This is a genomic window from Pseudoalteromonas sp. J2K-J979, assembly GCF_058169715.2.
Map to the genome: position 1 here is coordinate 769,521 of NZ_CM200281.1, position 22,677 is coordinate 792,197.

19 protein-coding genes are annotated in these 22,677 nt (G+C 43.0%); 14 read left to right on the forward strand and 5 right to left on the reverse strand.

Annotated elements, in window-relative coordinates:
- Positions 1 to 8 precede the first annotated feature (8 nt).
- Both pepB and AC3KVK_RS03710 read left to right on the forward strand, forming a co-directional pair.
- A complete protein-coding gene (pepB, locus tag AC3KVK_RS03705) occupies positions 9 to 1,304 on the forward strand; it encodes an aminopeptidase PepB (RefSeq protein WP_490310859.1) in 1,296 nt (431 codons plus the stop codon).
- A 208-nt stretch (positions 1,305 to 1,512) separates the two neighbouring features.
- A complete protein-coding gene (locus AC3KVK_RS03710) occupies positions 1,513 to 2,076 on the forward strand; it encodes a phosphoribosyltransferase (RefSeq protein WP_086744362.1) in 564 nt (187 codons plus the stop codon).
- A gap of 75 nt (positions 2,077 to 2,151) precedes the next feature.
- Here the strand turns inward: AC3KVK_RS03710 and AC3KVK_RS03715 are convergent, their stop codons facing one another.
- Positions 2,152 to 2,808, reverse strand: a complete 657-nt coding sequence (locus AC3KVK_RS03715) for a Crp/Fnr family transcriptional regulator (RefSeq protein WP_490310860.1) — start codon at positions 2,806 to 2,808, stop codon at positions 2,152 to 2,154.
- Positions 2,809 to 3,075: 267 nt separating this feature from the next.
- On the opposite strand from AC3KVK_RS03715, the gene AC3KVK_RS03720 reads away from it, so the two are divergent.
- Positions 3,076 to 3,306, forward strand: a complete 231-nt coding sequence (locus tag AC3KVK_RS03720; protein ID WP_490310861.1) for a uroporphyrinogen decarboxylase — start codon at positions 3,076 to 3,078, stop codon at positions 3,304 to 3,306.
- A 99-nt stretch (positions 3,307 to 3,405) separates the two neighbouring features.
- Here AC3KVK_RS03720 and AC3KVK_RS03725 read toward each other — a convergent pair whose 3' ends face one another.
- The 3 genes from AC3KVK_RS03725 to pdsR form a co-directional block, all read right to left on the reverse strand.
- Complete coding sequence (locus AC3KVK_RS03725; RefSeq protein WP_490310862.1) at positions 3,406 to 5,052, reverse strand: amidohydrolase; 1,647 nt, start codon at positions 5,050 to 5,052, stop codon at positions 3,406 to 3,408.
- A gap of 131 nt (positions 5,053 to 5,183) precedes the next feature.
- The gene (pdsS, locus tag AC3KVK_RS03730; RefSeq protein ID WP_490310863.1) at positions 5,184 to 7,331 is read right to left on the reverse strand and encodes a proteobacterial dedicated sortase system histidine kinase; all 2,148 of its coding nucleotides are present in this window, start codon (positions 7,329 to 7,331) and stop codon (positions 5,184 to 5,186) included.
- Positions 7,331 to 8,020 carry a proteobacterial dedicated sortase system response regulator gene (pdsR, locus tag AC3KVK_RS03735; RefSeq protein ID WP_490310967.1) on the reverse strand — a complete coding sequence of 230 codons (690 nt, stop codon included), beginning with the start codon at positions 8,018 to 8,020 and terminating at the stop codon, positions 7,331 to 7,333. The genes pdsS and pdsR overlap by 1 nt, the downstream gene beginning before the upstream one ends.
- Before the next feature lie 209 nt (positions 8,021 to 8,229).
- On the opposite strand from pdsR, the gene pdsO reads away from it, so the two are divergent.
- The 3 genes from pdsO (at position 8,230) to AC3KVK_RS03750 (ending at position 11,715) form a co-directional block, all read left to right on the forward strand.
- On the forward strand, positions 8,230 to 8,997 hold the full coding sequence (gene pdsO, locus AC3KVK_RS03740) for a sortase-associated OmpA-like protein PdsO (RefSeq protein WP_490310864.1): 768 nt from the start codon (positions 8,230 to 8,232) through the stop codon (positions 8,995 to 8,997).
- Between the two features lie 118 nt (positions 8,998 to 9,115).
- Entirely contained in the window at positions 9,116 to 11,149 is a 2,034-nt protein-coding gene (locus tag AC3KVK_RS03745; RefSeq protein WP_490310865.1) for a marine proteobacterial sortase target protein, read from the forward strand.
- Positions 11,143 to 11,715 (forward strand): class GN sortase, encoded by a 573-nt coding sequence (locus tag AC3KVK_RS03750; protein ID WP_490310866.1) that lies wholly within the window; start codon positions 11,143 to 11,145, stop codon positions 11,713 to 11,715. Before AC3KVK_RS03745 ends, AC3KVK_RS03750 begins: the two co-directional genes overlap by 7 nt.
- Here AC3KVK_RS03750 and AC3KVK_RS03755 read toward each other — a convergent pair.
- Positions 11,712 to 12,635, reverse strand: coding sequence for a DMT family transporter (locus AC3KVK_RS03755; protein ID WP_490310867.1), 924 nt, complete (start codon positions 12,633 to 12,635; stop codon positions 11,712 to 11,714). The genes AC3KVK_RS03750 and AC3KVK_RS03755 overlap by 4 nt on opposite strands.
- A 147-nt stretch (positions 12,636 to 12,782) precedes the next feature.
- Here AC3KVK_RS03755 and proB point away from each other — a divergent pair, with 147 nt between their 5' ends.
- From proB to AC3KVK_RS03795, 8 genes are all read left to right on the forward strand, one after another.
- On the forward strand, positions 12,783 to 13,895 hold the full coding sequence (gene proB / locus AC3KVK_RS03760) for a glutamate 5-kinase (protein WP_490310868.1): 1,113 nt from the start codon (positions 12,783 to 12,785) through the stop codon (positions 13,893 to 13,895).
- 20 nt (positions 13,896 to 13,915) lie between these two features.
- The gene (locus AC3KVK_RS03765) at positions 13,916 to 15,157 is read left to right on the forward strand and encodes a glutamate-5-semialdehyde dehydrogenase (RefSeq protein WP_490310869.1); all 1,242 of its coding nucleotides are present in this window, start codon (positions 13,916 to 13,918) and stop codon (positions 15,155 to 15,157) included.
- An 88-nt stretch (positions 15,158 to 15,245) separates the two neighbouring features.
- Entirely contained in the window at positions 15,246 to 16,238 is a 993-nt protein-coding gene (locus AC3KVK_RS03770; RefSeq protein WP_490310870.1) for a GGDEF domain-containing protein, read from the forward strand.
- Between the two features lie 54 nt (positions 16,239 to 16,292).
- On the forward strand, positions 16,293 to 16,652 hold the full coding sequence (locus tag AC3KVK_RS03775) for a glutathione S-transferase N-terminal domain-containing protein (RefSeq protein WP_490310871.1): 360 nt from the start codon (positions 16,293 to 16,295) through the stop codon (positions 16,650 to 16,652).
- Positions 16,653 to 16,830: 178 nt separating this feature from the next.
- Complete coding sequence (locus AC3KVK_RS03780) at positions 16,831 to 18,816, forward strand: methyl-accepting chemotaxis protein (RefSeq protein ID WP_490310872.1); 1,986 nt, start codon at positions 16,831 to 16,833, stop codon at positions 18,814 to 18,816.
- 152 nt (positions 18,817 to 18,968) lie between these two features.
- The gene (gene gltX, locus AC3KVK_RS03785) at positions 18,969 to 20,456 is read left to right on the forward strand and encodes a glutamate--tRNA ligase (RefSeq protein ID WP_490310873.1); all 1,488 of its coding nucleotides are present in this window, start codon (positions 18,969 to 18,971) and stop codon (positions 20,454 to 20,456) included.
- 151 nt (positions 20,457 to 20,607) lie between these two features.
- A complete protein-coding gene (locus AC3KVK_RS03790) occupies positions 20,608 to 21,306 on the forward strand; it encodes a DUF3581 family protein (RefSeq protein WP_490310874.1) in 699 nt (232 codons plus the stop codon).
- 116 nt (positions 21,307 to 21,422) lie between these two features.
- Entirely contained in the window at positions 21,423 to 22,667 is a 1,245-nt protein-coding gene (locus tag AC3KVK_RS03795) for a DEAD/DEAH box helicase (protein ID WP_490310875.1), read from the forward strand.
- Positions 22,668 to 22,677 lie beyond the last annotated feature (10 nt).

Sequence of the window (22,677 nt, forward strand, 5' to 3'; positions counted from 1 at the left end):
AAAAGCACATGTCGAATCAATTTATCGTTCGTTTAAGTGAAGAAGCAGCGCAAGGTCACTGGGGTGAAGGTGCTCAGCTTTCATTTGACCAGCAAGGCGCATTTATCCATTTGAGCCAAGATGAAACACTGAAAAATATTCAAAAAGCCGGTCGCGCTATCGCAGCTCAAGGCATCAAAGCGGTGCAATTAGAAGGTGATTTGTGGTGCACAGAAAGTCAGTGGGCTTTTTATCAAGGTTATGTCAACCCAAAACAGCTTGATGGCGTCACATTTGTTGATAATGCCCAGTCGGATTTAAGCGAGTTGGCTTATTTACAGCAAGCGGCGACGTGGGCACGTTCAATGATCAATGGCACCGCGGATGACATTTACCCTGAGTCGCTCGCTGAAAAGGCCGCTGAGTTTATTCAATCTTTGGCGCCAGAACATGTGAGCTACCAAATTATTAAAGGGGATGCCTTACTTGAACATCAATGGGTCGGTATTCATGCTGTGGGTCGTGGCAGTGATCGTAAACCTGTTTTATTAGAACTTGATTACAACCCAACTGGCGATGCCAATGCACCAGTGTCTGCAGCACTGGTGGGCAAAGGAATTACCTTTGATTCGGGTGGTTATTCAATTAAACCATCTGAAGGTATGTTGGGCATGAAATGTGATATGGGGGGGGCGGCAACAGTAACAGCTGGTTTAGCTTTGGCTATTAGCCGTGGCATTGAAAAACGCATCAAACTATTTTTATGCTGTGCAGAAAACTTGATCTCGGGTGGCGCTTATAAGTTGGGCGATATTTTAACGTATAAAAATGGTACCACTGTTGAAATCGTGAATACCGATGCTGAAGGGCGTTTAGTGTTAGCTGATGGTTTAATGGCCGCAGGCGAAACCGGTGCGCCGTTAATCATTGATGCTGCGACTTTAACAGGTGCAGCTTTAATGGCCGTTGGCACACAATATAATGCGCTGTTTGCACTTGATAAACCACTCTCACGTGAAGTGGAAGGATTTGCGGCGGATGAGTTTGAAGCTGCTTGGCCTTTACCACTTGAAAAGTGGCATCAACAACAATGTCCATCCCCTTACGCAGATACAGCTAATAGCCGTGCTCAAAAAGGTGGCGGCTTTGGCGGAGCGTCTAATGCCGCTGGTTTCTTATCGCGCTTTGTGCCAAATGAAGGACAAGGTTGGGTACACATTGATTTAGCAGCATGTTTCCAAAATAGCGCAGGCTCACAATGGGCTGCCGGAGCGACGACTATGGGGATGCGTACAGTCGCCAGAACTTTGCTTGAAAAAGCGTAAGCACAACGCTTTGTCGTAACAAGCTCACTGATGTGGTCAGTGAGCTTTTTTTATAACCAAACAATCTGAAAAACATGGTTGTTAGTATTTTTACTCTAATTATTGCTTAACTTGATAAATCGGTGAGCAAAGTCCACGCTTTTACGTTAAGATCCGCGACCAATTTTTAAACCCGTATCATACTTGTTCTGAACAATGGGGAGTACACATGTCAGATAAACGCTATATCACCGCTCAGCAATTACTTGAAGATTCATTTCGAGTTGCTGCGCAAGTATATGAAGATGGATTTCGTCCAGATTTCATAATCGGAATTTGGCGTGGCGGTGCACCAATCGGTATTGCAGTGCAAGAATATTATGATTTTAAAGGGGTGGAGACCGATCATATTGCGGTGCGCACTTCTTCTTACTACGGCATTAATAAACAATCGAAAGATATTAAAGTACATGGCTTGCATTATATTATTGAGAATGCCAACGCCAATAACTCATTATTAATCGTTGATGATGTTTTTGATTCTGGACGCAGTATCTTTGCGTTAAAAGAAAAGCTTACGGAGTTAATGCGTTTAAACATGCCGGCAGATGTCCGTGTTGCGTGTCCATATTACAAACCGAAAAATAAAAAAGTAGACATGGTACCAGACTACTTTATACATGAGTCCGATGAATGGCTGGTGTTCCCGCATGAGCTATCGGGTTTAACGCCAGATGAAATTATCGCTGGCAAAACTGATTTAGTTAATATTCAAGATTTGTTAATTAAATAACAGCTTACAGAAAAAAGGCCTCAATCGAGGCCTTTTTTTCTGAGGTGAATTCGATAGTTTAAATGTGTCAATGAGTTAGCGTTGCAAAAAATGTTCAATAAAATCCTCAAGCTCTGCTTCATCAACTGGCTTTAGGCCATCCTCAGTTCTATTCACTAGGCCTTTTTCGACCAGTTCACTGACCACGCGGCGGTATGCGCGCTCAGTGGTGGCAAAGCGCTCGGCTTCCGCATTCACTGTTTGATAGGGTCGCAATGTGGTCGGTCCGCTGTGTTGTGCTCGTGTTAAGCAATCTTTGGCGATGTTGTAACTCAAAGGTAACAGCAGTTTATCTAAGTTCACTTGTTGGTTTTCAGCAAATTTAGCTGCGATACTTTGCGCTGTATAAAGGCTGAGTTCTGGTTGGCTTAGCAATAACTCACGCCAATGTTTTAGCTCAATTAGGTTGTAACACACGTCACTTTTGGTGGTCACTGTGTAGATGCAAGGTTTGTTATTGAGGGCTTCAATTTCGCCAATTAAGGTGTTGTTACAATCAAGTTGACCGAGCAAAAGACGACGCCCATTGCCAACATCATAGCTAAATGACACGGTTCCTGAGCGAACTAACAGCAACTTCGTAAATGGCTGCCCCTGGTGCAACAAGGCTTTTTCTTTCTCTTGATTAAAGCTATTGCCAGCAAAAGACAATAATTGCTCGACCAAATTAGAGGAAAAATGATATTGAAACATAGCGACAGAAGCTCTCTTACTTAGCGTTAGGACAATTGTCCTTCAATTCAAAACCGACAAACCTTACCATCTTTGGCAATTTACACCAATCCACAATACAAAGAAAAAGCCTTTATTCTATATTTAATGCAGCTTAGGTTGTTTTAATGAAGAGTTATCCCGTGACTGGACTCCCCGCATACAAAGGCAAAGAATTCAGTGGGCTATTTAGTGGATTGGTCTTTTTATTCATGTTCTATCTGAACATACATCAATAAGGGCACGAGAATGAGTTGGGAATATTTAGGTTACTTTGCTTCTGTATTACTTGTAGCCTCTTTGATGATGAGCAATGTCACCAAGTTGCGTTGGTTAAACTTGGCAGGATGCATTGCGTTCACGATTTATGGTGTTGCGATTACCGCGTGGCCAGTAGCCATCACTAACGGCCTGTTAGCGGTAGTCAATTTGTATCACTTATTTAAATTACATCGCTATGAAAGTGAACAACAAAGCTAACACCTGCAATGCGTTGTGTGAGCTAGGCTGTTGATAGCTCACTTTATCTTAATGTGTGCGGCAGCCTAACTAACAATGAGGTGTCTCACCCCCCCAGATTTAACGCTTAAATTTTTGCTCGCCCGCAATCCACGTTTCAAGTACTTGAGTTTGGTAAATGTGTACTGCATCGACGGTAAAAATATCCTGATCAATCAAAATAAAGTCGGCCCATTTTCCTTGTTCCAAAGAACCTATTTTGAACTCTTGATGCGCAGCATAAGCGGCATCTAGACTAAACGCTTTAAATGCATCTTTACGACTAAGCGCCTCAGAAGGGCGCCAGCCTTTCTCTGGTTGCTGTTTATGATCCATGCGCGTGATGGCCGCATACAAGCCATGAAAAATATTGGCGAGTTCAACTGGAAAATCAGAACCTGCGGCAACTCTAGAGCCTTGATTCAAAAAACTTTGCCATGCATATGCGCCTTGAAGCTGCAATGTATTGAGGCGTTGCTCTGCCATATGCATATCAGAAGTGGCATGCACAGGCTGCATCGAAGGGATAATCGATAAACTTTTAAAGCGGGGAATATCGTTTGGTTGTACTATTTGTGCATGTTCGATGCGATTGCGCAGTAACTTACCGCCATGTTGCTTAAATGCATTTTCATAAGCATCTAACACCGTGCGATTTGCCATATCACCAATGGCATGAGTATTGGCACTAAAGCCATGCTGAAAGCTTTGTGCAAAGAGCGCTTCGAGCTGGGTTTGGCTTTCGAGCATCAAGCCTTTGTGACCACTGCGATCGGCATAGTCATCGACTAATGCGGCGCCACGGCTACCTAACGCACCATCTGCGTAAATTTTAACACTTCGAATTGATAAATAATCGCGTTGGTTTTTATAAATTCCGGCCTTAAGCATGGTGGCTAACTTTGCGTCCGTTGCGCTGAGCATGGCAAAAATTCGTAGTGGGAGTTGATTGTTTTCATCCCGTTGTTTGTACAATTGCCACGTCGCATAATCAATACCGGCATCGTGGGTTGAGGTGATCCCTAAGCTTAATAAGTGCTGTCCGGCGGCATCAAGAGCAAAACCGAGCTCGTCCGCACTGGGGCTTGGTACGTGGAGGCGAATTAAATTTTCGGCTTTATCAATAAATAGCCCACTGGGTGCTTGATTGCTCAGACGAAGTATTTCGCCACCGGCAGGTGCTTTTGTGTTGGGGGTGATCCCTGCTAGTTCCATCGCTTTGCTATTGACCCAGATGGCGTGACCGTCTACGCGTGAGAGCATTACAGGGCGATCTTTCACGTATTTATCAAGATCGGCGGCAGTGGGGAATTGTCCATCAGACCACAGCTCTTGGTTCCAACCGCGGCCAATAATCCAGCCTTTTTTATCTTTTGCATACTGTACTAAGCGCTCGCCAACCTGCTGCTTTGATGTGGCTCCGCGTACATCAAGTTGCACTAAGTTTTGCCCAAGGCCAATAATATGGCCATGAGCATCAATCAGCCCTGGTAGCATCACTTTTTGTTGGCCGTTAGTTTTTTTTGCTTTGCTGTAGGTTTTTAATAAACCTTCATCTCCGGTGCGCACGACTTTGCCATCTTTAAATACTAAGGTCGAAAACGTTTTTAAATCGCCTTGGCGAGTCAGGGTGTACCCTTTGACGTTATGAATAAGTTCAAATTCGGCCAAGGCTGAAAAGCTGCAGCTGAGAAGTAGGCCAAATGCGAGGAGTCGTTGTGTTGTCATAATGATTCTCGTTGTTGTTTTTATCCACAGTAACAAGATTACTCATTTTGGCACAACTCTTTTGTCTGTATCTCACTGAATTAACAATTTTTTAAGCAGGGTCACTGTGCATAAATTTTTCTCTAACAAAGTCAGCTCTTTGCATCGTGTAGGGGGAATGTAATGATCATTTTGACACCTTGGTTATCAGGTAAGTTAGTGGCACAGATCCGGCCAAAATGGAACTCTGTAATTAAGCGAGCAATGTATAACCCTAACCCAAGGTGCGGTTGCTTTTGCATCGCTTGGCTGCGCACCGATACCATTGAATCAAAAATATGTTCGCCAATTTTTTCCGGTAAACATGGTCCATGATTGCTGATGCTGAGCGTCGCTATTTTATCGTCACGTGTGAGTGACACAGTAATTGGGGTTTGTGGGGTCGCAAATTCAAGCGCATTATTAATTATTTTATCGAGTAATTGAGCAATGAATTCGGGTACACCATCGAGTTCAATAGGTTGCTCAGTTAGATCTAAACAAAAAGCCTGCGTAGGGTAAGTTAATTGATAACCTTGCATGCAGCCGCTGACAACTTGATTTAAGGTAAATTGCTGACGCTCGGCATGTGCAATACTTTGCTCTAGGCGAGTTGCTTCACTCATGGTGGTGATGATTTTATTGAGTCGATTCACACCTTCAGTAGCGCGTTCAATATACTTTTGTTGTTCTTCATTAAGTTGTTCAAGCTGCAAGCTTTCTAACGAAGAGCGCACAACCGCCACAGGTGTACGTAATTCATGGGATAAACGGGAGGACATATTCTCAAGGTAATGTGTATACCCTCCTAATCGGCCGACTATATTGGCGAAACTTCGAGATAAGTCGCCAATTTCATCTCCTGCTTTTGAGCTTTCTATGTCTCCTAAAACACGCCCTTGTGGGTCGATAGCTTGTTCGGCTAAATCGCGCAATCGTCTGATCCGAGATGAAATCCGAGTAGCGAAAAAGAACAAGGTGACGGTTCCTATAAGCATCACAGCTAAGATTACAGTGAACAGTTTTTCGAGCGCTTTATTACGAATTGAGCGGACGCCATTGGTGGTTTCTTCTGCGATTACTGCGCCCATCACTTGGTCATCAATCCAAATCGGGTAAGCTGCAGATAAAATCACGGCTTTTTTATCGGGAGTTAAGCGCCAGTGAGAATGAGCTTGTCCGTTGAGAGCAGCCCGAATATGTGGGCCTTCAAGGGCCGCGTTATCGTAGGTTTCATCAATAAACTCATCCGCAGGGCGAGTTAAAATTAAATAATATAATGGATGAAGATAGGTTTGCTCGAGGGTCTCCCACCACGAACTCGATTGCTGGGCCTCTTCTAAACTATTGGCCCATACGCCATCGGCATGTTTGATATCGCCTGACTGTGCCAATACACGATGATGATTATCAACCACCCAAATACGACTACCTGAATGGCCCATTCCTTTGACAATGCGCTCAATCTCGGGGGAGGGGACTAACACACTGCCAAGCTGGGTTAAGTCATTTAAATTAGATGTCGACATGGTTTTGACTGCGCGATCTTTTCCATCCCAATCAACAATCGCAAATCCGAGTTTTTTATCTAACATGGTCAAAGGTAAACGCAGCTCAATATTGTAACCCAAATCGGTATGCTGAAAGTGGCCTTGAATTTGTGGTGTGGGCCGTAAATCGGCTTCGTCATAAGCGGTGATCCAGCCATCATTTTTTGGGGCAATGATGTATGTTTTAAGTTCACCAAGCTCATTTTGAAAAGCGAGTTTTAGGTGATCATTACGGGTGACACTTAGGCTATTGACTGGACGATAAAAGAGCTGATCATCTTGAACTTCAAAAATGGCATATAAATAGCGTTCAAACTTACCCACCATATGTGAAAAGGATAAATCGTTTGCTTGGTGTTGTGGGTTGTCATGCTGTAAGTAGGTATGGTCGTAATGCCAAAATAGCGGGCGGTATAATTGCCATTCATTAAATTGGCCATCGAGTTTGATTGGGCCATTAATGTTATAGGCATATAAATCTCGCCCTTTGACTACTTGTTCTAAAAAGCTAGCTTGGCTATCGAACAGCTTGGGGCGCTCATGCAAAGCCGTTGCCAGTGCGCGCGTTGTGCCTACTAAGGTTTTTTCTTGCCCTTTACGTAAATATTTTTCCATTTCCCATACGTATTCGTAGCCAAGCCAAGGTAAGAGTAATAAAAAACTCGATAGCAAAATGACTTGGCTGCGTAAGCCAAAGCTTGCTCGGCGCATTATTTATGCTCCCAGCGGTAACCCATCCCATAAATGGTATCAATACAATCAAACTGGGCATCGACCTTGATAAATTTTTTACGAATACGTTTAACGTGAGAAGTGATGGTCGAATCATCGACGAAAATTTTTGCATCACTCATTAAGTCATTGCGGCTTTTAACGTGACCTGGGCGCTGAGCGAGGGCGTGCACCATCCAAAATTCGGTAATGGTCAAATCAATCGGATGGTCGTGCCAGCTCACTTGCATGCGATTAGCATCAATTTTTAACGGACCGCGGTTGAGAATATTTTCGACGACAACAGGCGCCTCTAGTGCGGCCATCCGACGAAACAATGCCGCAATTCGCGCGGCTAAATGTGGCAAGCTGATATCTTTGGTTAAATAGTCATCCGCCCCCATTCGAAGTCCACATACGGTGTCTATTTCGCTATCTCTAGCGGTCAAAAAAATGATCGGTAAGGTTTTAGACAGCCCGCGTAAAGTCTGACATAGAGTAAACCCACCATCAATTTCATCGCCAAGGCCAATATCAACGATTGCTAAATCAGGGAGTTGCTGCGCAAAGGCAAGCTCCGCACTGTGGCGATCGCAATACCCAGAAACTTGATATCCTTGTTTGGTGAGCATCTCACTGTAGTTTTCTCTAATGGCGGTTTCATCTTCAACGATGGCAATGTGTTTAATCATGAAATACGGTGTGTTTATTAGCAATAACTGCACTATACCTAAAAAAATCTTCTTGTAAGTAGCAAAACTGCGATTGCCATTTTTTTGCCACAATTGATCGGCACTTTGCCTTTTTTGCTCCCTTTTATGGCCATTCGATTGGTGTTTAATGAATTCCATCAAAACAAACAACCTCAACCAAGGTTTTACTTTTTAGGAATATCATTATGAAAAAATCAATTATTACTTTAACGCTTGCTGTTGTGTTATCTGCTCCTGTGATGGTGCACGCTGAAACGAGTCAAGCAACCACGAAAAAAACGATGAATACCGAACAAGCGATAGGAATGGGGTCTGGCGCTTTACTTGGCGCAGCGGTTGGTGGGCCTATTGGTGCGTTTGTGGGGGCGTTAACTGGGGGGCTGATTGGGCAAAGTGAGTCAGATAAAAAAGTGATTCAGGCACAAAATCAGCTGGTGGCTCAGCAACAAGGTGAATTAGTGGCCCTTGAGCATAAAGCACATAATTACCAAAAGCTGGTCGCACAGAATGAACAGCTCGAAGATCGACTCAATGATATTGAACGTGAGAAAAACCGCCTACAGCAACAACGAATCGATAACCTGATGGCGATGACGGTGCAATTTCGGACCGGCTCAAGTTCAATTGAAACACATTTTGCCAGTCAGCTCGATGCACTGGCGCAGTTATTACTGCAAAGTTCAGATATAGAACTTGATTTACATGGCTTTGCTGATCAACGAGGTGACGAAGCAGCGAACTTAAAGTTGTCGCAAGCGCGGGTAACAAACGTGAAAGCCTATTTGATCAAGCAAGGTGTGGCTGCGTCACGCCTCAATAGTGATGCCTTTGGTGAGCAGCATGCAATTGCTTCGACTCACGATTTTGAAGGGGATTTTTTTGACCGAAAGGTGACGGTGAAAGCACGCTCAAAGCCACATTATACCGCGACAGCTCAGCATCAATCTTTTTAAATCAAGGTGTCATTAAATAGCTGAATCATTCTCCTTGCTTTACCTGTGCGCGAACCCATTAAATGCCGCTATTCATTTAATGCACAGGTAAAGCCTTTTAAATATCAAGGAACGAGCGATGTCTTCATTGTCTTTTATTTATCGCTATACAACGCCTTTGTTTTGCGCCGCGGCTTTACTTTTGGCCTGTTTACCTAAACCGCTAGTAGCCGGGCCCAGTGTCGGTAGCCCGAAATTAGTGCTAAGTGACCATTTAGGAGTCGAACAAGCGCAGGGGTTATTTGTCCAATCACAGACCCGTATGTCGGTGACGGGATTGATCAATAAGGTAACTGTTAAACAAACATTTAAAAACCCGACGGATAAAGTGCTAAATGGCCGTTATGTGTTTCCACTACCTGATGAAAGTGCTGTGTACCAACTTATCATGCGGGTCGGGGAGCGTGAGATTATTGGTAAAATAGAAGAAAAACAACGCGCGCAATCTCAGTATGCTGATGCTCAGCGACAAGGTAAAAAAGCCAGTTTAGTCACGCAAAAACGGGCGAATGTATTTGTGAGTCAAATTGCCAATATTGAGCCGGGTCAATCGGTGAGTGTTGAGCTGGTTTATCAAGAGTTGCTTCAGTATCAACAAGGGCAATTTAGTGTCCGTTTTCCTATGGTGGTAGCGCCGCGTTATCAACCGACTCATCTGGTTTATGATCACGATTTAACAGGCAACTGGCCTTCACTACAGCAGTCTGATCCGCTGACCGAGTTAGAAAACCAGCTCAAACAGGTGACAAAGCATTCACAGTCGCTGCTGACTCAACAGATTGAAATCGATTTAAATTTAGGGTTTGCACTGGAGGATATCCATGCTCCTTTTCATCCGATTACGCAGCGTAAGCAAAATGGGCAGTATCAGATCAGTTTGGTAAATGAGGTAACACAGGCCAACCGAGATTTTGTGTTACGTTTTCGCCCTGCTGCGCAAAATGCGATCAGCGCCGCAGTGTTTAAAGAGCAAGTCGCTGGCGAAGAGTATGCGTTAGTCATGCTGATGCCGCCAAGTTCAGAGTTTCAACAACAGCAACGCATCGCACGTGAAGTGGTGTTTGTGATTGATACCTCAGGCTCAATGCATGGTAGTTCGTTAGAGCAGGCGAAAAGTGCATTATTTTTTGCGTTGGCTCAGTTAGATCCACAAGATAGTTTTAATATCATCGCGTTTAACTCAGATGTGAATACTTTTAGTCAACAGGCCCTGCCCGCAAATGACTTTAATTTAAGGCGGGCACGTACCTTTATTTATGGTTTAGAGGCGCAGGGCGGTACAGAAATAGCCGCGGCATTTAATGCGGTACTTGATGGTCAGTCACATTCTGGTTTTTTACGGCAAATAGTCTTTTTGACTGATGGCAGTGTGTCTAATGAAGCGCAGCTCTTTGCACAGATCAAACAATCCTTAGGGGACAGTCGGATTTTTAGCATTGGGATTGGTTCTGCGCCCAATAGCTATTTTATGAGTCGTGCCGCTCAGTTAGGCCGGGGAACATTTACCTTTATTGGTGATGTTAGTGAGGTGCAGTGGCAAATGAAAAATCTGTTTAACCAATTAGCGAATGCCGCATTGAAGCAATTACAAATCGTCGATAACCAAGGCAAGGCTCTCGATTTTTGGCCGCAACCTATTCCTGATCTGTATTTTGATCAAGCAATGATGGTGGCTGTTAAGTTAACGCCCGGGCAGTCTGAACTTCGTGTTACGGGTTTAAAAGCGAATGGGCCTTTTAGCGCAACGTTTAAATTGGCCGAGGCGGCAAGTGGCGATAATATTGCCAGATTGTGGGCGAGACAAAAGATAAAAGCCTTGCAACTCGACAGTGCAGGCAAGATAGCAGAAGAGGAATCAACCAACCAACAAATATTGTCGCTAGCGTTACGCCACCAGTTATTAAGTCCTTTTACTGCGTTACTTGCAATTGAGCAATCCCCGAATAAGTCGCAAGTGGCAACTGGTGAAACGGTTATTACGCCGATGGCTGTGAAAGGGTGGACACCGTCTTTGCCACAAACCGATGGCCAAAGTATCTGGCAGCTTATTTTTGGTGTGTTGTGTTTGTTGTCTGGCGTGGGGTTATGCCGAAGTAGGCGTCAACAGTGCTAGTGCAGGTGAAACAAGTTGTAATTTGGTTGTTGATTGTCGCAGGGGTTGTCTTTATTGCAAAAGGGACTTATTGGCAAGGCAAAGCAGCTCTTGCGCAGTATTTGATTGCCGATGCATGGCAGCAAAGTTTGGTGAGTCAGCAGCCTGTTAAGCCTTGGTTTTATGCCGATACCCATCCGGTTGCTCACCTTGTTGTGCCGGCACTTGCTCAGCAACAATATGTATTGGCTCATGCTGATTTAGCCAGTTTGGCGTTTGGGCCTGCAGTGTTTCAAGGTGGGGCGCCGTTAAGCGAGGCTGGCGCGAGCTTACTGGCTGCACATAATGATAGTCACTTTGCTTTTTTGGCAGATGTATCTTTAGGTACAACTATAAAATTACAACTACAAGATGCACAATGGCGCGATTTTGTTGTCACGAACATAGAGATTATCGATCAGGAACACACCACATTCTTACAACAGTTCTCAGCTAAAAAACGCGTATACCTATCAACCTGCTACCCATTTAACAGTGTGGTAGCAGGCACAAACCTGCGTTTACTGATCACAACTGAGCAAATCTAACGTTTACACGTTGGTGTGTCGGTCTGCTCAAACTCTCCTAAGGGATCATCATCGTCACGTATCTGAGAGTGGTGACGCTGGCTGATCACAACGCCTAAAAACACGACTGCAATACTGAGCCACTGGGCGATGGTAAGCACTTCATGCAAAATAATCGCGGACAGTAATAATGAAAATATAGGAATGAGGTTTGAAAATGCGGCGGCTGTCAGCACTGAAATCTTACTAATTGCGTAATTGTACATGCCGTATCCTCCCAAAGTGACAAAGGTGCCCAGATATAAAATGCTTAACAGCGCTGTGTGGTTGGCGTGTGTTGGCATTTCAATAAAAAATAAAAACGGCGCAAAAAATACGGTACCACTGAGCCCTTGCAGTGCAATTAAAGACAGTGGCGAATACCGAGCGCAGAGGTGTTTTACGCTCACCGTGTAATAAGCGGCGCAAATCATGGCGAGAAATTCTAAAAAATTTCCTAACAGTGGGTTAGGGGCTTGATCTGAATGTGGCGATACTAAGGTCAATAAAATACTGCCCCCAATACACAAAGAAAAACCAACTAAAATGGCCTGAGTTAAACGCTCTTTGAGCATATAAAAAGCTAAAAAGGCCACAATAATTGGTAAACATGAGACCAACACCCCAGCCTGAGACGCTGAAGTGTACTCCATTGCGTGACCCTCGAATAAAAAATACAGGCAAGGCTCAGCCAGTGACATGCTGACTAAATATTTCCAGTCACCCGTTTGGTATTCAAACTGTTTGACCCAGCGCCACAAAAATACACAGACAGTCAGGGTTGTGAGCATGCGTAAAAAAATCACTAAAGCAGGATCATAAATGGCCACAGCATATTTTAATGCAATAAATGAGCTACCCCAGAGAAAGGTGGCAATGATTAAACACAGTGAAGCAGGCATACATACGGACTAAAAAATTAAAGGGCACAAATAGTAGCATTTGATGGTTTAAATAACAGCGTTGAGATTGGTGTTTTACATTGATTAAAGCTTGTGCAAAGTCATTGTTTTGATATAACTATCCTTCACTGAGAATGAGGGAAATCAATGAATAGCAGTAAAACCATAGTGGTGAAACTGGGGACCAGTGTACTAACAGGAGGCAGTTATACTCTTGATAAAGCGCACATGGTTGAACTGGTTCGTCAATGCGCACAATTGCGCCAACAAGGCCACAAGGTCATTTTAGTTTCAAGTGGTGCGGTTGCCGCTGGCAAAGAGCATTTGCACATGAGTTGTGATCTCAATAATTTGGCTAATAAACAAATGCTCGCAGCTGTTGGGCAAAGCCAGTTGATCCTGACGTGGCAAACGCTCTTTAATATTTATGGGATACATGTTGGGCAGATGTTACTGACTCGCGCCGACTTAGATGACCGAGAGCGTTACCTTAATGCGCGCGATACCCTCGGCGCTTTGCTTAAACACAATATTGTCCCGATTATTAATGAAAATGATGCAGTAGCAACCGCAGAAATAAAAGTGGGAGATAACGATAATTTGTCGGCGTTAACGGCTGTGTTAGCGCAAGCGGATCATCTGTTATTACTCACCGATCAGCCAGGATTGTTTACGGCCGATCCACGTAATCACCCCGAAGCAACACTGATTGAAGAAGTCGATAAAATTGATGATCGCATTCGTGCTTTAGCAGGCGGCAGTGGCACAAATCTAGGGACTGGCGGCATGGCGACTAAATTACAAGCTGCGGATATTGCTCGTCGAGCTGGGGTTGAAACTATCATCGCAGCGGGTCATCGACCCAATGTCATTATTGAAAGTGTGAACAAAACCGCAGTTGGCACGCGGATCAAACCATTAGGCAGTCCAATAGAAGGGCGAAAACGTTGGTTACTAGCCGGTCCTGTTAGCAGTGGCAAGTTGCGTTTAGATGCAGGTGCTACCGATGCCGTGGTATTACAAGGTTCGAGTTTATTGGCCAAAGGGATAAAACAGGTTGATGGTGTGTTTCATCGTGGTGAGTTAGTTGAGCTTTGTAATGAACAAGGCGAGATCATTGCGCGTGGTTTATGTCGTTATAGCAGTGATGACTTATCACAAATTCAAGGACTTCACTCTGAGCTTATCAATGCAAAGTTGGGATTCGATTACGGCAAAGCAATAGTGCACCGAGATGACTTAGTGCTGCTTGATGATTAATTAAACAATAAGGTTCAGGTATGTTAGAAGAGTTAGCAAAACGATCAAAAAATGCGAGTTATCAATTAAGTGTTGCAACAAGTGCCGATAAAAATAACGCATTAGCAGCAATCAGGGGTCAAATAAAAGAGCAAGAATCTGCGATTTTAGTGGCTAACCAGCTCGACATTATCGCAGGCCAAGAACAAGGGTTAAGCGAAGCCTTACTGGATCGTTTATTATTAACCCCTGAGCGGTTAGCCGATATTTGCCAAGATATTGCTCGTTTAATAGGAATGAGCGATCCGATTGGTGAGGAGTATCAAGGCCGACAGCTTGAAAATGGCCTGTATTTAAAAAAACGAACAGTACCACTTGGCGTAATTGGGGTCATTTATGAAGCCAGACCAAACGTCACGATAGATATAGCCTGTTTAGCATTAAAAACGGGGAATGCTGCAATTTTACGTGGTGGGAAAGAAACCATACATTCAAATAAGAAGCTGGTGGCGATTATTGGTCAGGCATTGGAGAGTGTCGGGATCAATCGTGATGCAGTGCAACTGATCGCTGACCCTGATCGGGTGTATATTTATGAATTACTAAAACTTGATAAATATGTCGATATGATAATTCCCCGTGGTGGGCAAACTCTTCAGCAAGTCTGCATAGAAAACAGCACGATCCCTGTAATTACTGGTGGGATAGGTATTTGTCATTTGTATGTGGATGAGTCGGCTGATTTTGATAAAGCCATTGCAGTGATTGAAAATGCAAAAGTGCAACGACCGAGTGTGTGCAATGCGCTCGATACCGTATTGATTCACCAAGCGATAGCGCAGGATTTTTTACCTAGTTTAGCTTTAGCTCTCAGTAAACAAGCAGTCATACTCAAAGGGTGTCCACAAAGCGTGGAGATTTCACCGCAAATAGCTCCCGCCGGCTTGGAAGATTTTGATACGGAATGGTTAAGCTTAACCTTAGGCATCAAAATAGTGGCGCAGCTTCAAGATGCAGTCGCGCATATCCGCACTCATTCCACCGCTCACTCTGACGGCATTTTAACACAGAGCCTAAGCGCGGCAGATGAGTTTGTAGCGAGCGTGAATTCTGCAGCGGTCTATGTGAATGCTAGTACGCGTTTTACCGATGGCTCCCAGTTTGGTTTAGGAGCTGAAGTCGCGGTTTCAACTCAGAAATTACATGCACGCGGGCCAATGGGTCTTGAAGCCTTAACGACCTATAAATGGATTGGTCAAGGTGATGGATTGATCCGAAACTAGCGAGAATACTAAAAGCGTATATGCTTAAGGCTGTACGCTTTTTTACGCAAAAAGCCCGACTTAATCAGCCTAGTTGAAGAGAACTTTTTTGACATCAAACCTTGTTTACCCTTGTGCACATGAGTGGATAATTTCTCTTACGCAACAAGAAGATGAAAAGCAGCTCGATCATATCTTAATTACTGCGTTGCAATCTATCTTATTTGGTTGTCAGATAGGTGTGTATATTTGTAAATTTATTAATGAAGAGTTGGCGCCTCAGCATATTAACCCTGGGCACGATTCAATCACTCTGACTCATCAACAATCTTTAAAATATTTAAGTAAAGTTAAAAAAAACACGTTGCAATTGAGCGAAAAGCTGCACGAAGCAACCGTTATTATTCCGGTCTACCACTTTGGAAAAGTCATTGGCTTTGTGGTAGCGAAAGGTGCGACAGCTCGGTGTTTTGATAAAACGACTGTAGCTGTTCATATCTTAAATATTTATGCCAACCACTTATATTTACTTCACCGCAGCCAACTAGATCCTCTCACTGAGTTACTTAATCGGCAAACCTTTGATTTAAAATTACTCGAAATGATCACCGAGCAAGGGTATAAAAAGCGTCGCACTGATTATCAAGACAGCCGAATTTGGTTTTTTGCGATGCTTGATATTGATTTTTTTAAGTCTGTGAATGATAACTTTGGCCACATGATTGGCGATGAGGTCTTACTGCTGATTGCTCGAATTATTAAACATCATTTTAGGAGCGAAGATTACATTTTTCGTTATGGCGGCGAGGAGTTTGCTGTTTTATTTCAGTGTCAGAAAATTGAATTTGCAGCTGAAATGTTAGAAAAATTGCGTGAAAAAGTGGCTAAATTTAATTTCCCTCAAGTACAGCATGTGACTATTAGCATTGGCTTTACTCCGTTAACACAATTTGAAATGGTACCATCTTTAGTGCAAAAAGCCGACCAAGCGCTGTATTTCTCTAAAAGTCATGGTCGTGACAGAGTGTCAAACTTTACGGATATCGACCCCATAACACTGGCTAAGCACCAACATGGCGATCAAGAACCTGAATTGTTTTAACGCTTAACTAGCTTGTGGTAAAGTGCGCGCCATAAATTGCTTTGGAGCGTAAATATGAAGTTCGTTCGTTGGGTACTAGGCCGCATTATTTTATTAATTGATTTTATTTTTAGTCCAAAACGACAGCAGCGAGAGCCTCAAGCGCAAGCTGCGATAGATCTGCAAACTCAGGCATTAGCCTTGTATCAATTTAACGCGTGCCCGTTTTGTGTCAAAGTTCGCCGTGCTATGAAACGTCAGAATTTAACTATTTCACTACGAGATGCAAAAAATGACCAAACCTATCGCCAAGAATTAGCTGAGCAAGGCGGAAAAGTTAAAGTGCCGTGCCTTCGGATCGCAGAAAATGATCGAGTGACATGGTTGTATGAATCAAATGATATTATCCAATATTTAGAACAGCGCTTTCCTTGATTGAGTTTTTTAAAATAACTTGTTAGTAGAAAAAAGCCCTCATTTAAAAAATTAGGGCTTTTTTTAGCTGTATATTTTTCTTATTGATTTAACTCAACTATATCTTATAAGAGTCGATATAAAGTGCTCCTGCCTTCAGGTTAAACACTTTTATAAGTATTAAAAAGAGGAATGTACTTTGAAATTATCAATAGGAAGAGTGTTGTATTTATCTTTTAGCACAGTATTAGTGCTAATGTTTATTGCTAGTTTAGTGGTATGGCAAAAGCAAAATACTTCCGTCAACATTGCTACGGAAGTGGCAGAAGATGATGTCCCAGGGGTACTTCTGTATCTACAATTACTTGATGAAATGGGGGATATGACCACAGAAGCGATGGCTTACACATTAGGACGTCCTAACTCTAAGTCAAAATTCGAAGCGAATTATCAAGAGTTTAAACAGTATCATCAGCAACTTGTACCATTGGAATCAAGTACCCCCGCTCAGCGCCAGCTGCTCGATAAAGCGATCACCAATATAAAAAAATACAAGCAGGAAATCGAAAAAAATGTGTTTGATGTGTATTCATATCAACGAGAGGTGGATGCATTAGCCTTGTATCAAACCACCCGCTTTGAAGTTGGTGGGCAACTTAAAGCATTATTAACAACGCAAAAAAATGCGGCTCTTAACTCTGTGGATGAGCAATTAACGAAAGAGAATGTTGAACTACTCAGATATATTCTCGAGATTGAAGATGAAACTGATGATTTATTGACCTATTTAGGAAAGTATGTGACAGGGGATGATGGGGCAAAACAAGATTTTGAAGAAGACGCCAGAGAATATCAACGTTATCTTGATAAACTTCAAGGGTTAATCTCGCCTCAGACATTTCAATCTATCGTGAGTTTAAAGCAAACTATCATTCAAAATTCACAAGAAGTTTTTTCTACTTTAGTGCCTTCAGCAAAGATAAATGCTCAACAAGCATTATTTAAAGCGGGTAAAGTCTATTTAGCAGATATTGAAGATGAATTAGAAGCGGCCTCAGATGATGAAATTAATGAAGCCAAAACCGGTGTTGCGACTTTAAAAGAGGCGCTTAGCACTGCAACAAATACACTTTTTATTACCACCTTTTTGGCGATTCTAATCGGTTGTGTGATCGCTTGGAAACTGTCAACCAGCATTACCTTTAGGTTAAAACGCTTAACGAATCATGCGGGTCAAATTGCAAAAGGTGACTTGTCCTTAACGGCGATTGAAGTTACGCATGAAGATGAATTAGGTGAACTGGCGATTTCGATTAACGACATGCAAAGTGCGTTACAGCGTTTAATTAAAGAAATTAGCTTTGTGGCTCAAGGGGTATCAGAGGCCAGCCAAACCTTGACCAATTCGAGTCAACAGATTAATGCAGGGAGCCAAGAGCAAGCTTCAAAATCTCATCAGATAGCTGCAGCGTCTGAGGAAATGACCGCGACAGTGAATGATGTTGCAACACAAACCCAAGAAGCGGCAGGTCAAGCGAGTGAAGCCGGTCGTGCTGCCTCTGAAGGCGGTGTAATAATGAGCAATGCCGTGCAAAGCTCGCAGCGCGTCGCTGATTTGATGGAAGAAATAGCCAATACAGTGAGTAGCTTAGGCGAGAGAAGTGTTGAGATTGGTCAAGTTATCAGTGTTATCACCTCGATTGCAGAGCAAACCAATTTGTTAGCATTAAATGCGGCAATTGAAGCCGCTCGGGCTGGTGAGGCTGGCAGAGGTTTTGCGGTGGTAGCAGATGAGGTCCGGGGTTTAGCAGAGCGTACAGCCAAAGCGACTAAAGAAGTCTCTGATTCAATCACAGCTATACAACAAGAAACTGAAACCGCAGTATCACGGATGCAACGAGGTACGGAAGCCGTGTCTGAAGGTGTTGAGCATAGTCGTGCTGCTGGCGATGCGCTAGGCCGAATTGTAGAGCTTGCGGCAGTTGTCAATGATATGATCCAATCTATTGCCAGTGCAGCAGAGGAGCAAACTGCGGTCACTAAAGAAATAACCCAAGATATTACAACTATTAGTGATATCGCGAATGACTCCGTCAACCAAACTGCAAGTGCAGAAAAAACTGCGATTGCATTAGGTGGTAAAGTGAAGCAATTAGAACAGCTAATTGCTGAATTTAAAGTATAATTGAGACTTAAGCTAATTCAGCCGCAATGTCTATATTGCGGCTTTTTTGTGCATTTTAAAATATATAGTGAGTCGTAATATCTCTACGATTTTATCGGACTTTATGCTACTCTTCGCGACCAATACAGACTTACTTTTTAGAGATTTAAAAGATGACTATTCGCACTCGTGTTGCGCCATCCCCAACAGGTGACCCGCACTTAGGCACAGCCTATATTGCACTTTTTAACTACTGCTTTGCAAAACAGCAAGGTGGAGAGTTTGTGCTTCGCATAGAAGATACAGACCAAGTTCGCAGTACTCGAGAGTCAGAGCAAGCGATTATGGATAGTCTCAAATGGTTGGGCCTTAATTGGGATCATGGCCCTGACGTAGGTGGTGAATTTGGTCCTTATCGTCAGTCTGAACGCAGCGATTTATATAAAAAGTATGCACATCAATTAGTTGAAAATGGCAAAGCGTTCTATTGTTTTGCAACGAGCGAAGAGCTAGATGCAATGCGTGATGCGCAAGTGGCCGAAGGTCTTCGCCCCCAATACGATGGTCGTGGCTTAAGGCTTTCTGAAGATGAAATTAAAGCGAACTTAGCAGCGGGTAAGCCGTATGTTATACGCATGAAAATCCCGACAGAAGGCACTTTTGTTTTTGAAGATTATTTACGCGGTGACATTGAAATCCCTTGGGAAAATGTTGACATGCAAGTGCTGTTAAAAGCAGATGGTTTCCCCACTTACTTCTTAGCCAATGTGGTTGATGATCACCACATGCAAATCAGTCATATCTTCCGTGGTGAGGAGTGGATTAATTCTGCACCAAAATTATTGAAGTTATATGACGATTTTGGCTGGACACCACCGACTTTGGGTCATTTACCTCTGCTCCGTAACCCTGATAAGTCAAAGTTATCCAAACGTAAAAACCCGACGTCGATCAATTATTACAAAGAAATGGGCTTTTTACCTGAAGCTTTATTGAACTACTTAGGCCGTATGGGTTGGTCCATGCCTGATGAACGTGAAAAGTTCTCGTTAGCGCAGATGATTGAGCATTTCGATATGAAACGTGTCTCTCTAGGTGGGCCTATTTTTGATATCGATAAATTAAATTGGCTAAATGGCTTGTGGATCCGTGAAGACTTGAGCGATGAGCAGCTAATGCAGCGTTTTTTCGAGTGGAAATATAACCCTGAATTAATGGCTAAAGTCATCGGTCAAGCAAAAACGCGTATTAATACGTTATCAGATATGGTTGAGCTTGCAGGTCATTTTGTTGCAGGAATGCCAAGTTATGATCCTGCTCTATTAACTGCAGGTAAAGTAGAAGAAGATGTAATCCGTGAAGCACTCCAAGTTTTTATTTGGGAACTTGAAGTTTTAAGAGTTTGGGATAAAAGTGAGATCTTTGCTATTGCTAAGCAGGTAGCAACGCACCATGAACTGAAAATCAAAGATTTCTTAGAGCCTATTTTTGTAGCCATAACAGGCAAAACATCATCGACTTCGGTGGTCGATGCGATGGAGATTTTGGGTTCAGATATGTCTCGCGCTCGTTTACGTGTTGCATTAGGACATATTGGGGTTTCGAAGAAGCAAGCAAAAAAACTTGAAAAATCATATCAAGCTTACTTAGCTGCAAAATAAAAGAAAAAAAGCGATGTTTACATCGCTTTTTTTGTGAATAAACAGCGCTGCTACTTTAATCAGTAGCTGAGGGCTTGATTAACAGATTCGACCTCTTTGCAGTCAGATGGCTGTTAGAATGCGTCGGTTATAAATTATGAAGTAGTAATGTATGTTAAGTAGCTATTATCAGCAGTCAGGTGATCGTATCACTATTAGTCGCGAGCAAGGCAGCCGCTTTGCGAAGCGCGTCGCAGATGACTTTAATCCATTGCATGATGTTGATGCGAAAAAGTTTTGTGTTCCTGGGGATTTATTATTTTCATTGATACTTAATAAATTTGGGATCAGTGAGAAAATGCACTTCACTTTTTCTGGGATGGTCGATGAAACTGTTGAATTGATTATGCCGCAAGGTGCTGATAAATTTGATTTAACCGATGGTGAAAAAGTGTATTTATCGGTCGAGCGCTCAGGTGCAACATCGACCTGTAATGCACTTACCGACAGCCTTATTAAAAACTATGTTGAGTTTTCAGGCACGACCTTTCCTCACGTAATCATCCCTTTGATGGGGAAACAGGATGTGATGATCAATCCATCACGACCAATGGTGATTTATGAATCTATGTCGATAGATTTAAATCATCTGAATATTAAAGCTCCTACGTTAGAATTCGCTGACCCGCAGTTTGAACTCAATGGCAAGCGAGGGAAAATATTGCTTCGTTTTAATTTGCTAGAAAATGGTGAGCTAGTTGGCACTGGTGAAAAACGCATGTTAGTGTCGGGAATTCGTGAGTATTGCCAAGATACGGTTGATGAGTTAATCGCTTTTTATAATCAACGAAAAGAAACACTTAAGCCGTAATGTTTTGTTAAGTGCTCCATTCTATAAAAAAGGCGCGAAGAGCGTCTTTTTTGTCGCTGAAAACCTCACTTTATCTGTTAAAATGACATTCAATTAGAATTTCAAATAAGTTAGCTATGTCATTTGCAGCATTAGGATTAAACCCTGAGTTTTTAACCGCATTAACAGAATGTGGATACCATGCTCCAACCCCGATCCAAGCCGAAGCTATTCCAAAAATATTAGCCGGTAAAGATGTAATGGCCGGTGCGCAAACAGGCACAGGAAAAACAGCTGCATTCGCATTACCCATTTTACAAAAACTATCAGAGCAAGCATTGCCAGATTCACAGCTGCGGGCGTTAATCTTAACGCCAACCCGTGAACTCGCCCAGCAGGTGCAAGCAAGTTTTGAAAAGTATAGCCAGCATAGCAAGCTAAACACCACACTTGTTTATGGTGGGGTGAGTATTGGTGAGCAAATCAAAGCTGTTAAATCTGGTGTTGATGTGCTGGTCGCCACTCCTGGGCGATTACTCGATCATTTGGTCAAGGGCACTGTGAGTTTAAGTCAGATTCAATATTTAGTCTTTGATGAAGCCGATCGTATGCTGGATATGGGCTTCATTGATGAAATTAAGAATATTTTGCGTCGTTTACCAAAAAACCGTCAAACCTTATTATTCTCAGCCACGTTTGATAACGCTATTTTTGCATTGAGTAAAACATTGCTCAAAGAACCCGTGTTAATCGAGGTCGACCAACGTAACACCGCAGCAACAGAAGTTGAGCAAATTGTTTATGCTGTTGATGCGGATCGGAAACGTGAGCTGATATCGCATTTGATCGGCGCTAAAAATTGGCAGCAGGTATTAGTGTTTACCCGTACTAAGCAAACCGCTGACGAATTGGCCAAAGAGATGTGTAAAGATGGCTTGAAAACTCTGGCGATTCATGGCGATAAGTCCCAAGGTGTACGTGATAAAGCGCTCACTGAATTCAAAGAAGGTAAAACACGTGTGTTGGTTGCGACGGATGTCGCTGCGCGAGGAATTGATATTCAGCAACTACAATATGTTATTAATTATGAGCTTCCATACATTGCCGAAGATTACATTCATCGTATTGGTCGCACGGGCCGTGCAGGGGAAAAGGGGACTGCGATTTCTTTATTAAGCGTTGATGAAAATTGGTTACTCGAAGAGATTGAAGCGGTGCTAGATCAACGGTTACCTCAGCAATGGCTTCCTGGTTACGAACCTGACTTAACAAAAGCCCCTGCTGACGATCGTAAAAACACTAAATCTGCGCAAAAACGCCGCGCTAAGAAGCGCAGTTTTGGTCAAAAAACAGGAAACCGCGCGCGCAGAAATAAACCATAAATTGTTTTTA